16 protein-coding genes are annotated in these 20,157 nt (G+C 61.2%); 10 read left to right on the forward strand and 6 right to left on the reverse strand.

From position 1 onward, the window contains the following. Positions 1-172 precede the first annotated feature (172 nt). Positions 173-430, forward strand: a complete 258-nt coding sequence (locus tag ACI5GA_RS27425; RefSeq protein WP_404634799.1) for a hypothetical protein — start codon at positions 173-175, stop codon at positions 428-430. A gap of 6 nt (positions 431-436) precedes the next feature. Here the strand turns inward: ACI5GA_RS27425 and ACI5GA_RS27430 are convergent, their stop codons facing one another. After that, the gene (locus ACI5GA_RS27430) at positions 437-1,354 is read right to left on the reverse strand and encodes a LysR substrate-binding domain-containing protein (RefSeq protein ID WP_421425098.1); all 918 of its coding nucleotides are present in this window, start codon (positions 1,352-1,354) and stop codon (positions 437-439) included. A 93-nt stretch (positions 1,355-1,447) separates the two neighbouring features. Here ACI5GA_RS27430 and ACI5GA_RS27435 point away from each other — a divergent pair, with 93 nt between their 5' ends. After that, entirely contained in the window at positions 1,448-2,374 is a 927-nt protein-coding gene (locus tag ACI5GA_RS27435; protein WP_404638720.1) for a carbon-nitrogen hydrolase family protein, read from the forward strand. 87 nt (positions 2,375-2,461) lie between these two features. Here the strand turns inward: ACI5GA_RS27435 and ACI5GA_RS27440 are convergent, their stop codons facing one another. Both ACI5GA_RS27440 and ACI5GA_RS27445 read right to left on the reverse strand, forming a co-directional pair. Beyond that, complete coding sequence (locus ACI5GA_RS27440; RefSeq protein WP_421425099.1) at positions 2,462-2,941, reverse strand: LEA type 2 family protein; 480 nt, start codon at positions 2,939-2,941, stop codon at positions 2,462-2,464. A 58-nt stretch (positions 2,942-2,999) separates the two neighbouring features. Next, a complete protein-coding gene (locus ACI5GA_RS27445) occupies positions 3,000-4,472 on the reverse strand; it encodes a nucleobase:cation symporter-2 family protein (RefSeq protein WP_404638724.1) in 1,473 nt (490 codons plus the stop codon). Positions 4,473-4,834: 362 nt separating this feature from the next. Between ACI5GA_RS27445 and ACI5GA_RS27450 the strand changes: the two genes are divergently transcribed. Both ACI5GA_RS27450 and ACI5GA_RS27455 read left to right on the forward strand, forming a co-directional pair. Next, positions 4,835-5,128 carry an ArsR/SmtB family transcription factor gene (locus ACI5GA_RS27450; protein ID WP_404638726.1) on the forward strand — a complete coding sequence of 98 codons (294 nt, stop codon included), beginning with the start codon at positions 4,835-4,837 and terminating at the stop codon, positions 5,126-5,128. A 140-nt stretch (positions 5,129-5,268) separates the two neighbouring features. Beyond that, positions 5,269-6,702, forward strand: a complete 1,434-nt coding sequence (locus tag ACI5GA_RS27455; protein ID WP_421425100.1) for an NAD-dependent succinate-semialdehyde dehydrogenase — start codon at positions 5,269-5,271, stop codon at positions 6,700-6,702. Between the two features lie 202 nt (positions 6,703-6,904). Here the strand turns inward: ACI5GA_RS27455 and ACI5GA_RS27460 are convergent, their stop codons facing one another. Then, positions 6,905-7,654 carry a GntR family transcriptional regulator gene (locus tag ACI5GA_RS27460; RefSeq protein WP_404638908.1) on the reverse strand — a complete coding sequence of 250 codons (750 nt, stop codon included), beginning with the start codon at positions 7,652-7,654 and terminating at the stop codon, positions 6,905-6,907. 115 nt (positions 7,655-7,769) lie between these two features. Between ACI5GA_RS27460 and ACI5GA_RS27465 the strand changes: the two genes are divergently transcribed. The 4 genes from ACI5GA_RS27465 to ACI5GA_RS27480 all read left to right on the forward strand — a co-directional run bounded on the left by ACI5GA_RS27465 (position 7,770) and on the right by ACI5GA_RS27480 (position 14,531). Then, the gene (locus ACI5GA_RS27465; RefSeq protein ID WP_421425101.1) at positions 7,770-9,125 is read left to right on the forward strand and encodes a class-II fumarase/aspartase family protein; all 1,356 of its coding nucleotides are present in this window, start codon (positions 7,770-7,772) and stop codon (positions 9,123-9,125) included. A 263-nt stretch (positions 9,126-9,388) separates the two neighbouring features. Further along, positions 9,389-10,690, forward strand: a complete 1,302-nt coding sequence (locus ACI5GA_RS27470) for a cation:dicarboxylate symporter family transporter (RefSeq protein WP_404638732.1) — start codon at positions 9,389-9,391, stop codon at positions 10,688-10,690. Continuing rightward, on the forward strand, positions 10,687-12,084 hold the full coding sequence (locus ACI5GA_RS27475; protein WP_421425103.1) for a class II fumarate hydratase: 1,398 nt from the start codon (positions 10,687-10,689) through the stop codon (positions 12,082-12,084). The genes ACI5GA_RS27470 and ACI5GA_RS27475 overlap by 4 nt, the downstream gene beginning before the upstream one ends. 83 nt (positions 12,085-12,167) lie before the next feature. Further along, a complete protein-coding gene (locus ACI5GA_RS27480; protein ID WP_421425104.1) occupies positions 12,168-14,531 on the forward strand; it encodes a DNA polymerase II in 2,364 nt (787 codons plus the stop codon). Between the two features lie 628 nt (positions 14,532-15,159). Here the strand turns inward: ACI5GA_RS27480 and ACI5GA_RS27485 are convergent. Both ACI5GA_RS27485 and ACI5GA_RS27490 read right to left on the reverse strand, forming a co-directional pair. Further along, positions 15,160-16,491, reverse strand: a complete 1,332-nt coding sequence (locus ACI5GA_RS27485) for an MFS transporter (protein ID WP_421425105.1) — start codon at positions 16,489-16,491, stop codon at positions 15,160-15,162. A 63-nt stretch (positions 16,492-16,554) separates the two neighbouring features. Next, positions 16,555-17,478 carry an amidohydrolase family protein gene (locus ACI5GA_RS27490; RefSeq protein ID WP_404638740.1) on the reverse strand — a complete coding sequence of 308 codons (924 nt, stop codon included), beginning with the start codon at positions 17,476-17,478 and terminating at the stop codon, positions 16,555-16,557. Positions 17,479-17,700: 222 nt separating this feature from the next. Here ACI5GA_RS27490 and ACI5GA_RS27495 point away from each other — a divergent pair, with 222 nt between their 5' ends. Both ACI5GA_RS27495 and ACI5GA_RS27500 read left to right on the forward strand, forming a co-directional pair. Further along, positions 17,701-19,272, forward strand: coding sequence for a gamma-glutamyltransferase family protein (locus ACI5GA_RS27495; protein WP_421425107.1), 1,572 nt, complete (start codon positions 17,701-17,703; stop codon positions 19,270-19,272). Positions 19,273-19,385: 113 nt separating this feature from the next. After that, the gene (locus tag ACI5GA_RS27500; protein WP_404638744.1) at positions 19,386-20,078 is read left to right on the forward strand and encodes a GntR family transcriptional regulator; all 693 of its coding nucleotides are present in this window, start codon (positions 19,386-19,388) and stop codon (positions 20,076-20,078) included. The last annotated feature ends 79 nt before the right edge of the window (positions 20,079-20,157 follow it).

The raw sequence follows: 20,157 nt of genomic DNA on the forward strand, positions 1-20,157 counted from the left end.
CGCACGGATCGGAAAAAGTTGCAGCGTATTTCCAGCGCGGCGCAAAAAGAGCGACGAATGTGATCGGGGATCCGGGGCGAGGGGTGTAAGATGCTGACGCTTCGTCGCGGGCTGCGGCCTGTCACGAAGCGTCCGTTTTTGCATACCGCGTCCTGTACACAGAGGTAACGTCATGAGTTTCAACCTGGCCAACAAGTCCCTTGCCGAGCGCGCCGCCATCGAAGACGAAAAATCCCGTCTCTTCGAACTGTGGCAGAGCAATCTGGGCAAGGCCAAGGGAGAGGCGGCCCGGCTGATGGGCGAGCGCGCCAAGCGCAAGGGCAAATGGTCGGAGTGGGTGCGCGCGGAACTGGACGCGATGTCGCCCCCCGAATACGCCAACATGGTGCGTGCCGAAGTGAATCGCCTGGTCGCCGCTGCCCGAGGCTGAGCCTTTCTACGGCGCTGCCTGGAACAGCGCCTCGATCGCCTCGCGGACTTTCAGCACCGCCGGGTCCATTTGCGCCAGTGTTCGCCAGCCCAGTTCGATCGGATAACGCGGCATTGGCAGCGGACAGGGCAACAGCGCCAGCCCCGTCAGATTCGCGATGGCCTCGGCCGCATGGCCTGGAATCGTCGACACTGCGTCAGTCCCCTTGAGCAGATGGGGCAGGGCGGCGAAATGGGTGGTAGAAGCGCAGACTTTGCGTGTCAGCCCCAGACTCGACAGGCCCTCATCCACCATGCCAATGAACCCCCCGGACGAGACCAGAATCTGTTCGCGGGCCACAAATTCTTCAAGGCTCAACAGTCGCTGATCCGGTTTCAGACTGGCCGGGTCGGCCAGGCATAGATAATGGCCTTCCCCCAATACCCGTCGGCTCAGCAGGCGGTCGGCAAACCCGCCTGACGCAATCGCGATGTCGATGCTGCGCTCCATCAGCGCGGTGCCGACGATCTGGCTATGGGTCTGGCGAAAAATCAGCCGCAACCCCGGCGCACGCTGACGTATCGATTCGATCAGGCGCTGGCCGAAGGCAATCTCAAAGTCATCGGAAAGGCCAATGGCGATGGAGCGTCCCTCGAAATGCCCACCGGCTGGATCAAGCATCGCCAGGCTCTGGCGGCATTTGTTCAGGGCTTCGGTGATCACCGGTTTCAGTTGATCGGCGCGCAAGGTCGGCGCCAGCCCTCGTCCCGTGCGCAAGAACAACGGGTCGCCGTACACATCACGCAAACGCCGCAACGCCGCGCTGACCGCCGACTGCGTCACCCCCAGACGCAGTGCGGCGCGGCTGGCGCTGGCTTCGTCGTGCAGGGCTTCGAAAACTTTCAGCAAGTTGAGGTCGATGTTTGCGATATTCATTTGGTTCATATCATTCACAACTGAATCGGGCTTTATTCATGTTGGCCGGTGGGGAGACAATCCGCAACAGCCACTTCACACCATGTTTAAGGAGCTTCCCGTATGGCCAAATCCATCGTTGCCGCATTGCAGATTGGCGCGCTCCCCGGCGGCAAGGCCGACACCCTGGCGCAGATCCTCTCTTATGAGTCGGCCATTCGCGACGCGGGCGCCAGCGTTGTCGTGATGCCCGAAGCGCTGTTGGGCGGCTATCCGAAAGGCGAGATGTTTGGTACGCAGTTGGGTTATCGGCTGCCGGAAGGGCGCGATGCGTTCGCTCGTTACTTTGAGAACGCGATCGACGTACCCGGTGCTGAGACCGATGCGTTGGCGCAATTGTCGGCCCGTACCGGCGCCAGTCTGGTGACTGGCGTGATAGAGCGCTCGGGCAGCAGCCTGTTCTGTACGGTGTTGTTCTTCGAGCCGGAGGGCGGCCTGGTCGCCAAACATCGCAAACTCATGCCCACCGGCACCGAACGGCTGATCTGGGGCAAAGGCGATGGCTCGACGCTGCCGGTTATCGACGCCAGGGCAGGGCGCATCGGTGCGGCGGTGTGCTGGGAAAACCAGATGCCGTTGCTGCGCACGGCGATGTACGCCAAGGGCGTGCAAATCTGGTGTGCGCCGACGGTGGATGAGCGGGAAATGTGGCAGTGCACCATGCGCCACATCGCGCAGGAGGGACGGGTCTTTCTGATCAGCGCCTGTCAGGTTCAGGCATCACCGCAAGCGCTGGGTATTGAGGTGGCGAATTGGCCATCCGACCGTCCGTTGATCAACGGCGGCAGTGTGATCGTCAGCCCGATGGGCGAGGTTCTGGCCGGGCCTTTGGTGGGCGAGCAAGGGTTGCTGACAGCGGAAATCGACACGGATGAGCTGGTGCGTGCGCGCTATGACTTTGATGTGGTTGGTCACTATGCGCGACCGGATGTGTTCGAGTTGGTGGTGGATGAACGGGTGAAGCCGGGGGTGCGGTTCGTTAAAGACTGACATCGCAGATGCACTTTAGCAGTCCGGCTTGCCGGCGGCAGGGGCCGTGAAATCGCCACCGCCGGTAAGCCGTGCTGCTACAGCGTGTCACCAACTTCCGCTTGCCGGCTGCGGCAGGCTCAAGGTTCCACTGTCGTGAAACCGCATGGTGCCGAACAACCCTCCCGCGAGCTTGCCGTGTAGCTCGTAGGGCAGATTGTCCAGGCTCTGTTTCTCCGTCAGCCCAACCGCTTGACGCAAGGCCGCAAACGCCGAGACGGTGACCGGCACGGTCAGCACACCTTCGGAAAACCGGGTGATGGTGCCTTTTTGATCGCTGACGCCTGAGGCCAGAAGCTTGCCGTTGACGTCCAGATTCAACGCGACACCGTCGTATTGAATGTCGGTGTCATTGGGGTTTTGCAGGCGCAGTTTGACGGCGAAGCGAATCTCCAGATCCTGCCCCGGCAGCGGCTCGATACCCACCACGTTGATGTTCAGCGGGTCACGGTTGGGGAAGAGGGCGCAGGCACCGAGCGCCAGGATCAGCAGGCTGAGCAACAGAAAACGGATCGGGTGTCGCGGCATGAATGTGCTCCGATGGCCAGGTCGGGCAGGGGCGCGAAATGGCCCCTGCCTCTGAAGCCTAGCGGTTCAGTTCTGCGACCGCGCGGGTTGCCAGAGGTTCGGTCTCGGGATCTTGCAATACCTTGACGGTGGAGGCTTCCGGATCGAACTCGGTCAGTTCTTCTTCCATCGCCTCTTCTGGCAGGAAGATATTGAGAAGAATCGCGCAGAACGCACCCACAGTGATCGGCGACTCAAAGATGTTGTGCAGCGCCTTGGGCAGTTCACGCAATACCTCTGGCACTGCCGCCACGCCCAGCCCCATGCCGAGGGAGATGGCCACGATCAGCATGTTGCGCCGATGCAGTCCGGCCTCGGACAGAATCTTGATCCCGGCCACCGCCACCGTGCCGAACATGATCAACGTGGCGCCGCCGAGCACCGGTTTTGGCATCAGTTGCAGCACGGCCCCGATGATCGGAAACAGCCCCAGCAGCACCAGAATCCCGGCGATGAAGAACGCCACGAAGCGGCTGGCCACGCCGGTCAACTGGATCACCCCGTTGTTTTGGGCGAAGGTCACCATCGGAAGGCTGTTGAAGGTCGCGGCCATGGCCGAGTTCAGGCCGTCGGCGAGCAGGCCCGATTTGATCCGGCGAATGTAAGTCGGGCCGCTCACTGGCTGCTGCGAGATCATCGAGTTGGCGGTCAGGTCACCGGCGGCTTCCAGCGGCGAGACCAGAAAGATCACCGCGATCGGAATGAAGGCTAAAAGATCGAAGGAAAATCCGTATTTGAACGGCACCGGAATGCTCATCACCGGCACCTGCGGCATGTGGGCGAAATCCACGCGGCCCATGTACCAGGCGACGAGAAAGCCCAGCGTCAGGCCGATGATGATCGCGCTCAGGCGCAGTAACGGAATGTTGAAACGATTGAGGATCACGATGGTGCCCAGCACCAGAGCGGCCAGCCCCAGGTTCGTGGCCGAGCCCATGTCTGGCGCACCGAAGCCACCGGCCATGTCGGTCATCGCCACCTTGAGCAGCGACAGGCCCATCAAGGTGATGATGGTGCCGGTGACCACGGGGGTGATCAGCTTGCGCAGTTTGCCGATGAACTGGCTCAGCACCACTTCGACGAACGCGGCGCAGAAGCACACACCAAAAATGGTCGAGAGGATTTCCTCGGTGCCGCCGCCACGGCTCTTCACCAGAAAACCGGCACTGAGAATGACGCTGAGGAAGGAAAAACTGGTGCCTTGCAGACACAGCAATCCCGAGCCGATCGGCCCGAAACGCTTGGCTTGAACGAAGGTGCCGAGCCCGGACACGAACAGCGCCATGCTGATCAGGTAGGGCACTTCGCTGTCCAGTCCCAGCACGCTGCCCACGATCAGGGTCGGGGTGATGATGCCGACGAAGCTGGCGAGCACGTGTTGCAGGGCGGCGAAGATCGCGGCGGTGAAGTGCGGCCGGTCGTTGAGGCCGTAGATCAGATCGGTTTTGCGCGCAGCGGCACGCGCTGAGGAACTGCTTTGGGGTGTTGTCATGTTTAGCCTGCCAATTGTTTTTATTCGGTCATGGGCTTTGCAGTTGAAGCGGTGCTGACCTGTATACAAAAGCTGTCTAACAGGTCAGGTTTTTCGACTGTACAGCATGTCGACAGGATGAAAAACAATTCATTTGAAAATTGTGTACAAAAGGCAGGCATGGGCGCAGCGCCGAGCAGTCTGAAAAAGGCCGCGCAGAATGCCAGAAAATGTTTCGTTGGTCTGCGATAGACGCTTATCCTGTTGCCGGTGAACCTTCGTACAGCGAAGGGCGTCGAAACTGGCGCGTGTTTTTCGCACTCCCGTTCGCGGCGGGTCTGTTTTCAGACATGGAGGTTTTAACTGAGGCGAATCGACCTGACATGAGCACGGCACAACCCATTCCGATGACTGATCTGCAAGTGGCAGCCATTTCCCGGGCGCTGGCAGACCAGCGGCGCTATCAGATCCTGATGCAGATCGGTGCGAGTCATGAAGCGGTTCCCTGCGCAGAAATCCTCAAGGTGCACCCGGTCAGTGCCGCGACGGTGTCCCATCACACCAAAGAGCTGGAAAGGGCAGGGCTGATCACCACGCTGCGCGAAGGCAAGTACGCCAGTTTCAAGATTCAGCGCGACACCTTGCGTCGCTACGCGCAGCAACTGATGCAGATATGAATGCCTGATTGCGTTATTAAATTATATGTATAAGACATCGTACGACATTGCCTTGACCCTTACTGGCATATGCCCATAAATTGGCTGCCCTCGCGTTTCCCATTCTCCCGTCTTCTGCAGGCGCACTCGGAGTTTTCTTTATGTACCCAGACGTTCAGCTGTATATCGATGGCCAATGGCGTGCCAGTGAAAACGGCCGCACCCTTGACGTGATCAACCCGGCAACCGGCGACACGCTGGGCAACGTGGCCCACGCCGACATCGCCGATCTGGACAAGGCCCTGGCCGCTGCCGAGCGCGGCTTCGAAACCTGGCGCAACACCCCGGCCTATGATCGCTACAAAATCATGCAGAAAGCCGCGAACTTGCTGCGCGAGCGCGTCGACAGCATCGCCAGCATCATGACCCAGGAACAGGGCAAGCCGCTGGCCGAAGCGCGCATGGAAACCCTGTCTGCCGCCGACATCGTCGACTGGCTGGCCGAAGAGGGGCGTCGCGCCTATGGCCGTCTGGTGCCGTCGCGCAATGTCTCGGTGGAACAGAAAGTGATCAAGGAGCCGGTCGGTCCCGTTGCTGCGTTCACACCGTGGAACTTCCCGATCAACCAGGTGGTGCGCAAGCTGTCGTCGGCACTGGCCGCCGGTTGCTCGATCATCGTCAAGGCCCCGGAAGAAACCCCGGCCTCGCCTGCCGAACTGATTCGTGCGTTCGTCGATGCGGGCGTTCCGGCCGGTGTGATCGGCCTGGTGTTTGGTGACCCGGCGCAGATCTCCAGCTACCTGATCGCTCACCCGACCATCAAGAAAGTCACCTTCACCGGCTCCACCCCGGTGGGCAAACAATTGGCCGCGCTGGCCGGTCAGCACATGAAGCGCGCCACGATGGAACTCGGCGGCCATGCCCCGGCACTGGTGTTCGACGACGCCGATCTGGACCTGGCCGCGCGCACGCTGGCAGGTGCCAAATTCCGCAACGCCGGGCAAGTCTGTGTATCGCCGACGCGGATTCTGGTGCAGCGCGGTGTGTACGAGAAATTCATCGAGAAGTTCGTCGGCCTGACCCATGAAGTCAAGGTCGGCAACGGTCTGGAGCAGGGCGTGACCATGGGGCCACTGGCCAACGAACGCCGTGCTCCGGCGCTGACGGCACTGGTCAAGGACGCCTGCGACAAGGGCGCGAAACTGGAAGTGGGCGGCAAAGCGGTGGACGGTCCTGGTTATTTCTTCCAGCCGACCGTACTCAGCGGCCTGACCACCGACATGCGCGCGATGAGCGAAGAGCCGTTTGGCCCGCTGGCGCTGATCGTGCCGTTCGACACCGTTGAGGACGCCGTCAAAGAGTCCAACCGTGTGCCGTTCGGTCTGGCGTCGTACGCGTTCACCACCTCGATGAAAACCGCGCACATTCTCAGTACGCGCATCGAAGCGGGCATGCTGTCGATCAACCACCAGGGCATTGGTTTGGTGGAAGTGCCGTTCGGCGGGATCAAGGATTCGGGCTATGGCTCGGAAGGGGGTACCGAAGCGATCGAGGCGTATCTGAACACCAAGTTGGTGACGGTGTTTAACCTTTGATAATCCGGTAAGGGTGACCCCGGCGTTTTCGGGTCCACTCGATTATTGTGGGAGCCGGCTTGCTGGCGAAAGCGATGAGTCATTTGCGATGAGGGTGAATGACACCCCGCGCATTTTTTGGGTCCGACCGGGTCATTGTGGGAGCCAACTGAGTTGTTTGGCAACATAGAATCTTCCACACATCTAAGCAGCCATCGGGTTGTTACAGGTCCAGCGATACGCCACGCTTCTCACGCTTCATCTGCATCACCAAGGTAAACCGGTCATCCGGATATACCGTCTCTGACACGGCAATCAACCCGCCCTGATCATCCCGATACTGGCGCACGATATTCAGTCCCAGCGACCCCGCTGCGGCATTCAAGCGCGCCGCCAATTCTCCATTCAGTTGCACAGGCCGGACCTGCTGGTCCACCGCATCGATCCGTCGCCCGAATTCCCGCTCGATCAACGCTGCGATCAATTCACCGGGGCACTGCTCAGCCAGGGGAATGACCTCGGCGTACATTTGATCGGCATACACATCGGTCCAGCACAACGGCGCATTGCGCTGACCCACGTCGACCTTGATGCTCGACATACAAAAGCAGTGCGACCCCGGTTCCAGCCCCAGACGCCGCGCCTGGGCGATGTCAGCGACGAAATGCCGGACCTCCTGAATGTCACGAATGTGCGTTTCGGCCACGTGCACCAGATCGGCCACCGAGGCCAGTGATTGCGAGTAGCCGCCGCTGGGTGTGGCGGCCTCGACGCGGGTGCCGACCCGCTTGCGCCGCGACACCATTCCCTGATTCTGCAACTGCGTGATCGCCGCGCGCACGGTGTGACGGCTGACGTCATACAGCTCGCACAGCTCGAATTCCGTGGGCAGTAAGGAACCCACCGGGTAGCGCCCGCTGCTGATCCTTTCCATCAGGTCACTGGCGACCGCGGCGTAACGCGTTTGATTGATGCCTTCCATCGAGCTCTCCCCACAGCGAGTTGACAGTGTATCAGGGCAGCGGGTAATAATTATGTACGGACATAATTAATATGTACGGCCAATAACAACATTTGAGACCCTTTCCATGTCCACTACCGTTTTTGACTCTGCGCTGTTCCGCGACATGTTCGGTACCGCCGAAATGCGTGACGTGTTCTCCGACAAGGCGCTGATCGAGCGTTACATCGAAGTCGAAGTGGCGCTGGCCCGCGCCGAAGCCCGCTGTGGCGTGATCCCGGCCGAGGCCGCTGAACAGATCGCCGCCAAGGCCACCTTCGAATCGCTGGATCTGGCGCTGATGCAGCACGAGACCGAAATCGTCGGTTACCCGATCCTGCCGCTGGTCGAGCAATTGTCGAAAACCTGCGGCGAAGCCGGGCGTTACGTGCACTGGGGCGCCACCACGCAGGACATCATGGACACCGCCGTCGTCCTGCAAGTGCGCGCTGCGTTGAAGCTGGTCGAGCGTGATGTGCAGGCCGTTCGTGGACTATTGGCGGGGCTTGCGCAGAAATACCGCGACACGCCGATGGCGGGTCGCACCCACCTGCAACACGCCTTGCCGATCACCTTCGGCTACAAGTGCGCGGTGTGGCTGAGCATGTTCGACCGTCACGCCGAGCGTCTGGTGGAGCTGCGCCCACGGGTGGAGGTGGGCCAGTTCGCCGGTGCCGCCGGGACCCTGGCTTCGCTGGGCGACAAAGGCCTGGAAGTGCAGGAAGCGTTGATGGCCGAACTGGGCCTGGGCGTGCCGCAAGCCACCTGGCACGTGGCCCGTGACGGTCTGGCTGAAACCCTGAACTTCCTCGGGCTGGTCACCGCGTCGCTGGGCAAGGTCGCACTGGACGTCATGATGATGATGACCAGCGAGTTGGGTGAAGCCTACGAGCCGTTCGTCAAAGGCCGCGGCGCCAGCAGCACCATGCCACAGAAGCGCAACCCGATTTCCTGCGAGTTGATGTACGCCGCCGCCAAAGGCGTACGTCAACAGGCGGGCCTGATGCTCGACGCCATGATTCAGGACTTCGAGCGCTCCACCGGTCCGTGGCAGGCCGAATGGATCGCCATCCCGGAAGCCTTCGCCCTGAGCGCTGCCTCGCTGGGTCAGGCGAAATTCATGCTCGCCGGGCTGGAGGTGCGCCCGGAGCGCATGCTGAAAAACCTCAACATGACCCAGGGCCTGATCGTCGCTGAAGCCGTGATGATGGGGCTTGCACCTGCACTGGGTCGTCAGTTGGCCCACGACGTGGTGTACGCCGCCTGCCGCGTGGCCAACGACGAAAACATCAGCTTGCTGGACGCCTTGGTCGCGCAAGGCGCGGTCACGGAGCGCCTTGATCTGGCCGAACTGCAGCGTCTGACCGATCCGTGCAACTACCTGGGCCTGGCGCCGCAAATGGTTGATCGCGCCTTGGCCCAGGAAGGCTCGGTCAAACGCTGATTCATTGCGCCACACGCAAGACCCTGTAGGAGCCGGCTTGCTGGCGAAGGCGTCAGATCAGCCACAACTTGGGTGACTGACCCACCGCATTCGCCAGCAAGCCGGCTCCCACCGGTCCGTGGCTAAACAAGAGGTCTGGATTCGCCGCGATCATTGTGGGAGCCGCCTCTGGTGGCGAATGCGGTTGACCCACCAACATAGAATCTTCCACAACTTGTTTAACGGCTCGACTTCTGCCTCATAAAAACAACGAGAGCGCACACATGTCTTCTACCGGTAAAAAACCGTTTTACCGCGACCTGACCTTTCAGGTGGTCGCGGCCATGTTCCTCGGGATCGCCTTTGGCTTCATCGCCCCTGAAACAGCGGCCAGCTTCAAGGTCCTGGGCGATATCTTTCTCAAACTGATCAAGACTGCCGTAGCGCCGCTGGTGTTCTTCACGGTGGTCCACGGCATCGCCTCGGCAGGCGACATCAAGCGCGTCGGCAAGGTTGGCCTGCGCGCCTTGATCTACTTCGAAGTGCTGTCCACGGTGGCTCTGGCCATCGGTCTGATCTGGGGCAATGTGCTGCAGATCGGTTCGAGCATGCACGACGCTCACCCGAGCAGCGCCACAGCCGCTGCGGCCAGTGCTGCCGTCGCCAAAGGGCATGGTCCGGCCTCGACGATGGACTTTATCTACGGCATCTTTCCCGACAACTTCGTCGGCGCCTTTGCCGGTGGTCAGTTGTTGCAGGTGTTGGTGATTTCCGTACTGTTCGGTTTCGCGCTGCTGGCCCTCAAGCCTGAGCGACGTGCCGTGATCGAAGAGGGCCTGAGTCGCATCTCTGAATGCTTCTTCGAGTTCATCAACCTGATCATGAAGTTCGCCCCGCTGGGGGCATTCGGCTCGGTGGCCTACGCAGTGGGCAGTAACGGTACGGCGGTACTGATGTCACTGGCCAATCTGGTGCTGATGTTCTACGTCGCGGTGTTCTTCTTCATCTTTGTGGTGCTGGGCATCGTCTGCCGTCTGGCGGGTTTCAGCCTGTGGCGTTTCCTGAGCTACATCAAGGACGAGATTTTCATCGTATTGGGAACCGCGTCCTCTGAAAGCGCGTTGCCACGTCTGCTGCAAAAGCTGGAGAAATTCGGCTGCTCCAAACAGAGCGTTGGCCTGGTACTGCCCACCGGTTATGCATTCAACCTGGATGGCACGTCTATTTATATGTCCCTGTGCGTCCTGTTCATCGCCAATGCCTACGGCGTGCCGCTGAGTTGGGAGCATCAACTGGGGATCATCGCCATCATGCTGGTGACGTCCAAGGGCGCAGCGGCGGTGTCGGGCGGCAGCTTCGTGGTGTTCGCCGCGACCGTGACAGCGGTGGGCGTGTTGCCCGCTGAGGGCTTGGCCTTGCTGTTCGGTGTGTATCGCTTCATGTCGATGGCCATCGCCACCTGCAACACCATTGGTAACAGCGTCGCCACCGTGGTGGTCGCCAAGTGGGCAGGGGAGTTCTCCGAGCAGACCGCCCGCGAAGAATACCGCCGCGAGTTGGGCCGTGCGCCGGGGGCCGCGCTATGAGTGACGTGCGTGTGGAACACGATGCATTCGGTCCGGTGCAGATTCCCGCCGAGCGTTATTGGGGGGCGCAGACGCAACGGGCGCTGGAGGTCTTCGGTGAACACGGCGAGCGTTTCACACCGGGGCTGATTCACGCCTTTGGTCTGCAAAAGCTGGCGGCAGCGCGAGCCAACAAGCGCCTCGGCACGCTGCCCAATGAGCTTGCTCTGGCCATCGAGCAGGCCGCCGTGCAGGTCAGTGAAGGAGCGTTCGACGCGCATTTTCCGCTGACGGTCTGGCAGACCGGCTCTGGTACCCAGACCAACATGAACGCCAACGAAGTGATCGCCAACCTGGCCAACCTTGCGTTGGGGAGCGAGTTGGGGAGCAAGCACCCGGTGCATCCCAACGACCACGTCAACCGTTCGCAGTCGTCCAATGACAGCTTTCCCACCGTGATGCATGTCGCGGCGACGTTGCAACTGCGCGACCGGCTGCTGCCCGCGCTAACCGGGTTGCACGAGGCATTGGCTGAGAAAGCAGAGGCGTGGGCGCAGGTCCTGAAGATCGGTCGCACCCACGTGATGGACGCGGTGCCGATGACCCAAGGCCAGGCGTTCGATGCCTTCGCGCGGCAAATCGGTCACGGCATCGAGCGTATCGAAGCCTGTCTGCCTCGCCTGCGAGTGCTGCCCCAGGGTGGAACGGCGGTGGGATCGGGCCTCAATGCGCCGAAAGGGTTCGATCAGGCGTTCTGTGAAGAGCTGAGTCGCGTCACGGGCGAGCCGTTTACGCCCAACCCGAGCAAGTTCGAAGGCATGGGCACCCACGATGCGTTGGTCGAGGTGTCGGGTGCACTCAACGTGCTGGCGGTGTCGCTGAGCAAGATTGGCAACGACATCCGCCTGCTGGGCTCCGGCCCTCGTTGCGGTTTGGGCGAATTGCTGTTGCCGGACGATGGCCTGACCTCGTCGATCATGCCCGGCAAGCGCAATCCGACCCTCGCCGAAGTGTTGGTACAGGCGGCGATGCAGGTCATGGGCAATCACACGACCATCACCATCGCCGGGGCGTCCAGCACGTTTGAGCTGAACGTCGCCAAACCGGTGCTGATTCACAACCTGCTGCAGTCCATTGGCGTGTTGGCCCATTGCGTCGGCATCTTCACCGAGAAGCTGATCAAGGGGCTTGAGGTCAATCGCCGCCAGCTCGCGCAGAACGTGGAAAACGCCTTGCTCATGGCCACGGTGCTCAACCCGGTGCTGGGCTATGACCGGGTCGCACAAATCACCCGCAAGGCCGCCGATGAGGGGCTGTCTCCCAAAGCGGCGGCGGTGGCGCTGGGCTACATGACGGCGCAGGAGTATGACCGTCGTGTGCGGCCCGAGTTGATGGTGCAACCGAGTGGCGAGTGACCCGGCTCAGGCACATAGCGGGCTTTCCTGAGCCGATCCCCGTAGAATCACGCCTCGGTGATTGAGTTTTCGAGGCGGCAGCAGTGGATGTACAGCAGGGCTTTGTCCTGACCCGGCATTGGCGTGACACGGACGCGGGCACGGAGGTCGACTTCTGGTTGGCCACCGATGACGGCCCGCGGCATGTCCGCCTGCCGCTTCAGACGTCGACGGCGTTCATTCCGGCGTTACATCGCGAGCGTGCCGAAGCGGTGTTGCGTCAGGAGAGCCATGTCGAGCTCAGGCCCCTGCAATTGTGTGACTTCCGCCATCGGCCGGTGTTGGGGCTGTACACCCGACAGCACCGGCAATTGATGAATCTGGAGCGAGAGCTGCGCAAAGCCAGCGTCGATGTCTACGAGGCTGACGTGCGGCCGCCCGAGCGCTATCTCATGGAGCGCTTCATCACCGCACCCGTGCAGTTCAGCGGCCAGCCCGATGCCAGCGGGGTCTGGCTCAACGCACACTTGAAGCCTGCGCCTGATTACCGCCCTCGATTGAAACTGGTCTCGCTGGACATCGAAACCACCGAGCGCGGCGAGCTGTATTCCATCGCTCTGGAAGGCTGTGGCGAGCGTCAGGTGTACATGCTCGGCCCGCCTAACGGCGATGCATCGAAGGTAGATTTCTCGTTCGACTATTGCGACAGCCGCGCAGCGTTGCTGGAACGCCTCAACGACTGGATGGCCCAGCATGACCCTGACGCGATCATCGGCTGGAACCTCGTGCAGTTCGATTTGCGGGTGCTGCACGAGCATTCTCGACGCCTCAACGTGCCCTTGCGTCTGGGGCGCGATGGCGAGGCCATGGGCTGGCGCGAGCATGGGGCGCGTAATAACCATTTCTTCGCTTCGGCAGCAGGGCGTTTGATCATCGATGGCATCGAGGCCTTGCGTTCGGCGACCTGGAGCTTTCCCTCCTTCAGTCTGGAAAATGTCGCGCAAACCCTGTTGGGCGAGGGCAAGTCCATCGATAACCCTTACCAGCGCATGGACGAAATCAATCGCATGTTCGCCGAGGACAAACCCTCGCTGGCGCGCTACAACCTCAAGGATTGCGAGCTGGTCACGCGGATTTTCGAGAAGACCGAACTGCTGACGTTTCTTCTGGAGCGCGCGACGGTCACCGGCCTGCCCGCCGATCGCAGCGGCGGTTCGGTGGCCGCGTTCGAGCATTTGTACATGCCGCTGATGCACCGCCAGGGCTTCGTCGCGCCGAATCTGGGCGAGCGGATGCCGGAAGCGAGTCCCGGTGGGTTTGTCATGGACTCGCGGCCTGGTTTATACGAGTCGGTCCTGGTGCTGGATTACAAGAGCCTGTATCCCTCGATCATTCGCAGCTTTCTCATTGATCCGGTGGGTTTGATCGAGGGCCTGAAGCACCCCGACGACCGCGATTCGGTGGAAGGCTTTCGCGGCGGTCGTTTCTCCCGGACCCGGCATTGCCTGCCGTCCATCGTCGCGCGGGTGGCCGCAGGGCGCGAAGCGGCCAAGCGTGAACGCAACGCGCCGTTGTCGCAGGCACTGAAAATCATCATGAACGCGTTTTACGGCGTGCTGGGTTCCAGTGGTTGCCGCTTCTTCGATACCCGTTTAGCGTCGTCGATCACGATGCGCGGGCATCAGATCATGCGCCAGACCCGCCAACTCATCGAAGCACAAGGGTACGAGGTGATTTACGGCGACACCGATTCCACCTTTGTCTGGCTGAAACGACCCCACGGCCAGGACGAAGCGGCGCAGATTGGCAAAGCGTTGGTCAAGGGCGTCAACGACTGGTGGCGCGAGCACTTGCGTGACACATACCGTCTGGAAAGCGCGCTGGAGTTGCAATTCGAGACCCACTTCAAACGTTTCCTGATGCCGACCATTCGTGGTGCGGAGGAGGGCAGCAAGAAGCGTTATGCGGGGTTGGTCACCCGCGCCAACGGCGAGGACGAAATGGTCTACAAGGGCCTTGAAAGCGTGCGCACCGACTGGTCGCCGCTGGCCCAGGTGTTTCAGAAGGAGTTGTATCAGCGCATCTTCCAGCGCCGCCCCTATCAGGATTACGTGCGCGATTACGTGCGCAAGACGTTGGCCGGGGAGATGGACGACCAGTTGGTCTACCGCAAGCGCCTGCGCCGGGCGCTGGACGACTACGAGCGCAACGTCCCGCCCCATGTGCGCGCGGCTCGCATCGCCGACGATCACAACCGCCAGCAGGGCCGCCCGCTGCAATACCAGAACCGGGGCTGGATCAGCTACGTCATCACCGTAGCGGGCCCCGAACCGCTGGAATGCCGCAGCGCGCAGATCGATTACGACCACTACATCACCCGGCAATTACAGCCCATTGCGGATGCGATTTTGCCCTTTGTCGACGATGATTTCGGTACGTTGATTGGTGGGCAGATGGGGTTGTTCTAGTCGGCGCTTGGTGCTTGGCTCTTGCTTCTGCTCTTCATACACAAATAGCCCAAACACCGCCGAATGCGACTTGGGTGCAGGCTGACAAAAACTTGGTCCTTGCATGGGGGCATATCCATTGGCGTAGGTGACGCTTAATCACCTTTCCGCTTTTACAGCGGGTAACTTTTTCTTTCGGAAAAAAGTCACCAAAAACCATTGCTCCTGGTTTGGCCCGGCTGCGCCGGGTCCCCTCACTCCGGCGCCGCTCCGTGGGCACGCGAGGGATGGCCATCCATGGCCACCTCGCTCTCGCCGCATCCATGCGGCTCAACCCACTCCACGACACCAGCGCTCAGCCAGCACCCAAGTCGCGTCCGGCGGTGTCTGGGCTATTTGTGTATGAAGGGCAGAAGCAAGAGCAGAAGCAGAAGCGAATGTTAAATTTGTGCAACCCTGTGGGAGCCGGCTTGCTGGCGAAAGCGTCTGGTGCGTTATCAGTGCGTTGCCTGACCCACCGCCTTCGCCACCAAGGCGGCTCCCACAAGTGCGGTGTCAAACAAAAGGAATGGAATGGATCCGCCCCGATCACTGTGGAGCCTGCTCACACGTATTGTGCCTGGAGCCTACGTTAGCTTTTTCGGCCCCGTCACAGTGCCGGGGCTTTATTCACCAGTTTCGCAGGCACCGTCAAAATCAACGCCCCACCCACCACCAACACAATCACCATCAACCACACCGCCGACTCCGTATTGCCACTCAACTGCTTGGCATAGCCCACCAGATACGGTCCGAGAAAACCGGCCAGGTTGGCGAATGAATTGATCAGCGCAATCCCCGCCGCTGCCGCAGCGCCGCCCAGCATCGCGGTGGGCAGGTTCCAGAACAACGCCGGGGTGGCGAGAATGCCCATGTTGGCGATGCACAGCGCCAGAATGCCCAGCACCGGGTCCTTCTGCCAAGTGATCGACAGCGCCAGGCCGATGGCACCCAGCGCATAGAGCAGCACCAGATGCAGGCGGCGCTCGCCCGTGCGATCGGAACTGCGGCTGACCAGCACCATGCTGATCACGGCAAAAATACTCGGCAACGCGGACATCAGGCCGATGGTCAGGTCGTTGTGCACGCCCATGTTGCTGATCAGCGTCGGCATCCAGAAGCCCAGACCGTACATCGCGAAGATGTCGCAGAAGAAAATCAGGCTCAGCACCTGCACGTGCCTGTTAGCGAACAGTACCCGCAGTGGCATGTGGCTCTTCTGACCGGACTCGGCATCGATGAGGCCTTGCACGTGCTGCCGTTCTTGCGGGTCGAGCCATTTGGCCGATTGCACGTTGTTGTCCAGCTTGGTCAGCACCAGCCCGGCGATCAGCACGGTGGGAATGGCTTCGATGATGAACAGCCATTTCCACGCGGCCAGGCCCCAGACACCTTGCATGGTTTGCAGGATCAGGCCGGACACCGGCCCGCCGATGAACCCGGCCAGCGCCAGAGCGATGTAGAAGACGCCCATGATCCGGCCACGGCGCTGGGCCGGGAACCAGAGGGTCAGGTAATAAATGACGCCGGGGATGAAGCCCGCTTCGGCGACCCCCAATAGAAACCGCACGACATAGAATTGCCACGGCGAACTGACGAACATGGTCAGCGCAGAAATGATGCCCCAGGTCGCCATGATCCGGGCAATCCACAGTCTCGCGCCGACCTTGTGCAGAATCACGCTGCTGGGGACTTCGAAGAAGAAATAGCCGAGAAAGAACACCCCGGCGCCGAACCCGTATACCGCATCGCTGAAGCCCAGCTCCTGAGCCATATGCAGTTTGGCGAAACCGACGTTGACCCGATCAATCGACGCTGCCAGATAACCGAGCATCAGGATCGGCAGCAGGCGCCAGGCGATTTTGCGAAACAGCCTGTCTTCGTAGGTGGCAGCACCGGCCACCGTCCCCACGGTGGGGGACGCGCTTTGTGTGGTGTTCATGTCTTGACCTTTATTGTTGGCGTTATTGGGCGTCGAAAGCTCGCATCCCGCGAGCGAGGAGTGTCACATCCGATAAAAGCGGCGCGCGTTGTGGGCGAAAATGGCGTCGACGGCGGTTTGGTCCAGATCGTTCACGGCGGCCAGTACCCCATTGAACAATGTGTCGAACGAGGCGCTCAGTCCGGACACCGGCAGGTTGCTGGCGAACACTGCGCGCTCGGTGCCGAAGATCGACACCGCCTCGCGCAATACCTGAGCATTGGAAATCGGGTCCCAGCGCCCGCCGCGCAGGCCCAACTCCGACAGCTTGACGTAAACGTTGGGCGCGTCCGCCAGTGCCTCCATGCCCTTGCGCCACAGCGCCAGCCCTGACGGGGAGCGATCCAGTGGCAGGCCGGTGTGGTTGAGCATGATCGCGATGCCGGGAAACAGCTTCGCCACTTCAGCGGCTTCCTGCAGGTGCCAGAACGGCACACGCAAATCCCAAGACAAGCCAAACCGCTCCAGCTTCGCCAGCCCGTCAAGCCAGGCCGGGTCCTGCAGCGAGCCGGATTGGCCTTTTACCGAACCCGCCGGATCGGCTGCCGTCACCGGCTTGGAGCGAATGCCGCGCACCTCGGCAAAGGCGGTGTGCGCGATCAGCACATCCAGCAGATCGGGCTGAAGAAACGAGACATGAGGGACCAGCACCGATGGCAGGCCACTGCTCAACCGTAACTGATGCAGCCAGCGGGTTTCGTCCACTTGTTGTGTCCGAGCGCGCTCGGCCTCGATGTGCACCGTGCCGACGATTCGATAACCCTCGGTGTCGGCGCGATAATCGTCAGGCAGATAATTACGTCGCAGCTGTGCATAGGCCCCGAGAAAAAAACGCTCGCCCAGATAGCCCTGTTGCAACCAGGGGTAATTGCCTTGGGACAAGTCCCAACAATGGTGATGAGCGTCGATCACCTCAATGGCCCGCGGATCGCGGCGGTCGAGGTTCATGGTCTGCACGCAGCGGTGCGAGAAGGAGAGCGGGGCATGGAAAGGGCCTCGATGGCTGACTTGTTGTTATGGCCCCACTATGGCGGGCGTGGTCAGGTCGAACCAATGAGTATTTGCGACCCATAGATAACGGTGGGTTATCGCAAACGGGTTAGGCATAGCTCTTGCTTTGCTAGCTAATAATTTTTATTTGGCTAGCAATATAAAGAGGAACCTCTAATCATGATCGCCACGTCCTGCCGCGCCGTCATCACCACTCCTCACACCGAAGCCAGTGCCGCCGGGCTGCGGATTCTGGAGGCGGGCGGAACGGCGATCGATGCGATGCTGGCGGCCAGTGCGATGCTGAGTGCTGTATTCCCGCACATGACGGGCCTGGGCGGCGATGCCCTCTGGATGATCCATGAGCGCGAAGTACGCACCATCGTGGGGATCGGGCAGGCGGGAATGCGCTTGCCTGAAGCAGGGAGCATTGGCGTGCGCGGGCCGAGTTCGGTGGCTAGCACTGCGGGCGCCTTGGCCAGTTGGCAAACAGCAGCGAACATCAGTCGGCACCAGTGGGGTTCGCGATTCGGCTGGGCGGATCTGTTGAGCGACGCAGCGCAGGTGGCCGATGCAGGTGTGACGGTTTCGCAGTCGCAGTTGTTCTGGCAGACCTTGCGTCAGCCGTTGATCGAGCAGTTGCCGGACGTGTACCGCTTGTGCCGAGTCGACGGACGCTGGATGCGCGAGGGCGATGTGCTGCGTCAGCCGGAGCTGGCCAACACGCTTCGCCACCTGGCGCGCCATGGCGTGGGGGACTTTTATCAGGGTGAACTGGCGAGTGCCTTTGGCGAAGCTTTCGTGCGTTTGGGTTGTGGTTTGAGCACGGCGGACTTGCGCGCCACGCAAGCGCCAGAGGTGGCGCCGATTTCCGTGCGTTATCGGGAGGGCCGCTTATTCAACGTCGCGCCGCCAAGTCAGGGCCTCTATACGTTGCAGGCCTTGGGGGCGTTGCAGCACAAACCGTTCGACGGCATCGAGAATGGCAGCGCGGCGTACTATCACCGACTGGTCGAGGCCATCAAGCAGGGCCTGTTGCGACGCAACGCCGAGCTGTGCGATCCGGCCCGTGCCGATTGGGATTTTGCTGCGAGCCTGTCACCCGAAGCCCTCGCAGGTTACGCCGCGCACATCGATGATGAACGCGCTGCACCGTGGAACGAGCCGGGGCGACCCGCCGACACCATCTGGATGGCCGCCACCGATACTGAGGGGCGCACGGCGTGCCTGATTCAGAGCCTGTTTCACGACTTCGGCTCGGGCTGCATTCTGGGCGACACCGGGGTGCTGTGGCAGAACCGCGCTGCCGGTTTCAACGCCGATCCTGCGCACGTCAACGGCTGGGCGCCGGGCAAGCGTCCGGCCCACACACTCAACCCTTCCTGCTACCTGGCCGACGACGGTCGCCGTTTCTTTTTCGGCACCCAGGGCGGCGATGGTCAGCCGCAAACCCAGATGGTGCTGGCCAGCCAGTTGATCGATTACCGTCAACCCGTCGACCGGGCGCTGCGCATGCCGCGTTTCCTATTGGGGCGCAGCTTTTTCGACAGCACTGACAACCTGAAGCTGGAAGGCGACATCAGCCCTGAAACTGCAGTGGGACTGGCTGATTTGGGCCACGAAGTGGAAATGATTCCATCGCTAAGCCCGATGACCGGGCATGCCGGGGTGATCAGCGTGGACCGCGACGGTTTTCTGCACGCGATGCACGATCCCCGTGGCGAAGGCCTGGGGTTGGGGCTGCGTGACTGAAACGCTTCACGTCGGGTTTGCCGTGTCTCGGGCGCTGGCGGATAATGCCGCCCGTTGCCCGCCAGACCTTGCTGCACGGGCAGTGAACGATTGATTGCGAGAACGAGGACCGGATGGGCTTGAGCACTGTCACCGCCAAACAGCAGGAGGTGCAACGTATCGTCGATGCGTTGTACAAGGCCATTGCGCAGCATCGCCTGCCGCCGGGCACGCGTTTGATCGAAGCGCAGATCGTCGAGACCCTGAGTGCCAACCGCAATCATGTGCAGGCCGCGTTGCAGCGTCTGGCGTTGCAGAAGGTGGTCACCATCGAAGCCAACCGCGGGGCCATGGTGTCGCAGCCGACAGCCAAGGAAGCGCGGGATATTTTCAGCGCACGTCGGGCCATCGAGCGGGCGATCGTCGAGTCCATCACCCCGGCGATCATGCGCAAGCAACGTCAGCGCATCGCCACCCATATGAATAACGAGCGCAAGGCGACCAATGACACGGATCGTCGGGCCATCGTCCGCGAGTTGAGCGAGTTTCACCTGATGCTCGGCGCGATTTGCGGGAATACCGTCCTGAGCGACATCCTTGGCAACCTGATGGTGCGAAGCTCGCTGATCGTCGCCTTGTACCAGCGCAACGACGTGCCGTCCTGTGCGTCGGATGAGCACCAGCAGATCATCACCGCGCTGGAGGAGGGTGATCATGAGAAGGCCGTGGCAGTGATGATCGAGCACCTGGACGAACTGGAAGGGCAGTTGGCGCTGGAGGCCGAGGCGCCCGCGGAATTCAATCTCAGGCAGGCGTTGAGTGATTGATGTGTTCGATGCCCAGTGTGTGGGAGTGAGCTTGCTCACGAACGCGTTTAAACCGACGCATTGAACGTGACTGACGCAC

It is taken from the genome of Pseudomonas sp. Pseu.R1, from assembly GCF_045764065.1.
Lineage (GTDB): Bacteria > Pseudomonadota > Gammaproteobacteria > Pseudomonadales > Pseudomonadaceae > Aquipseudomonas.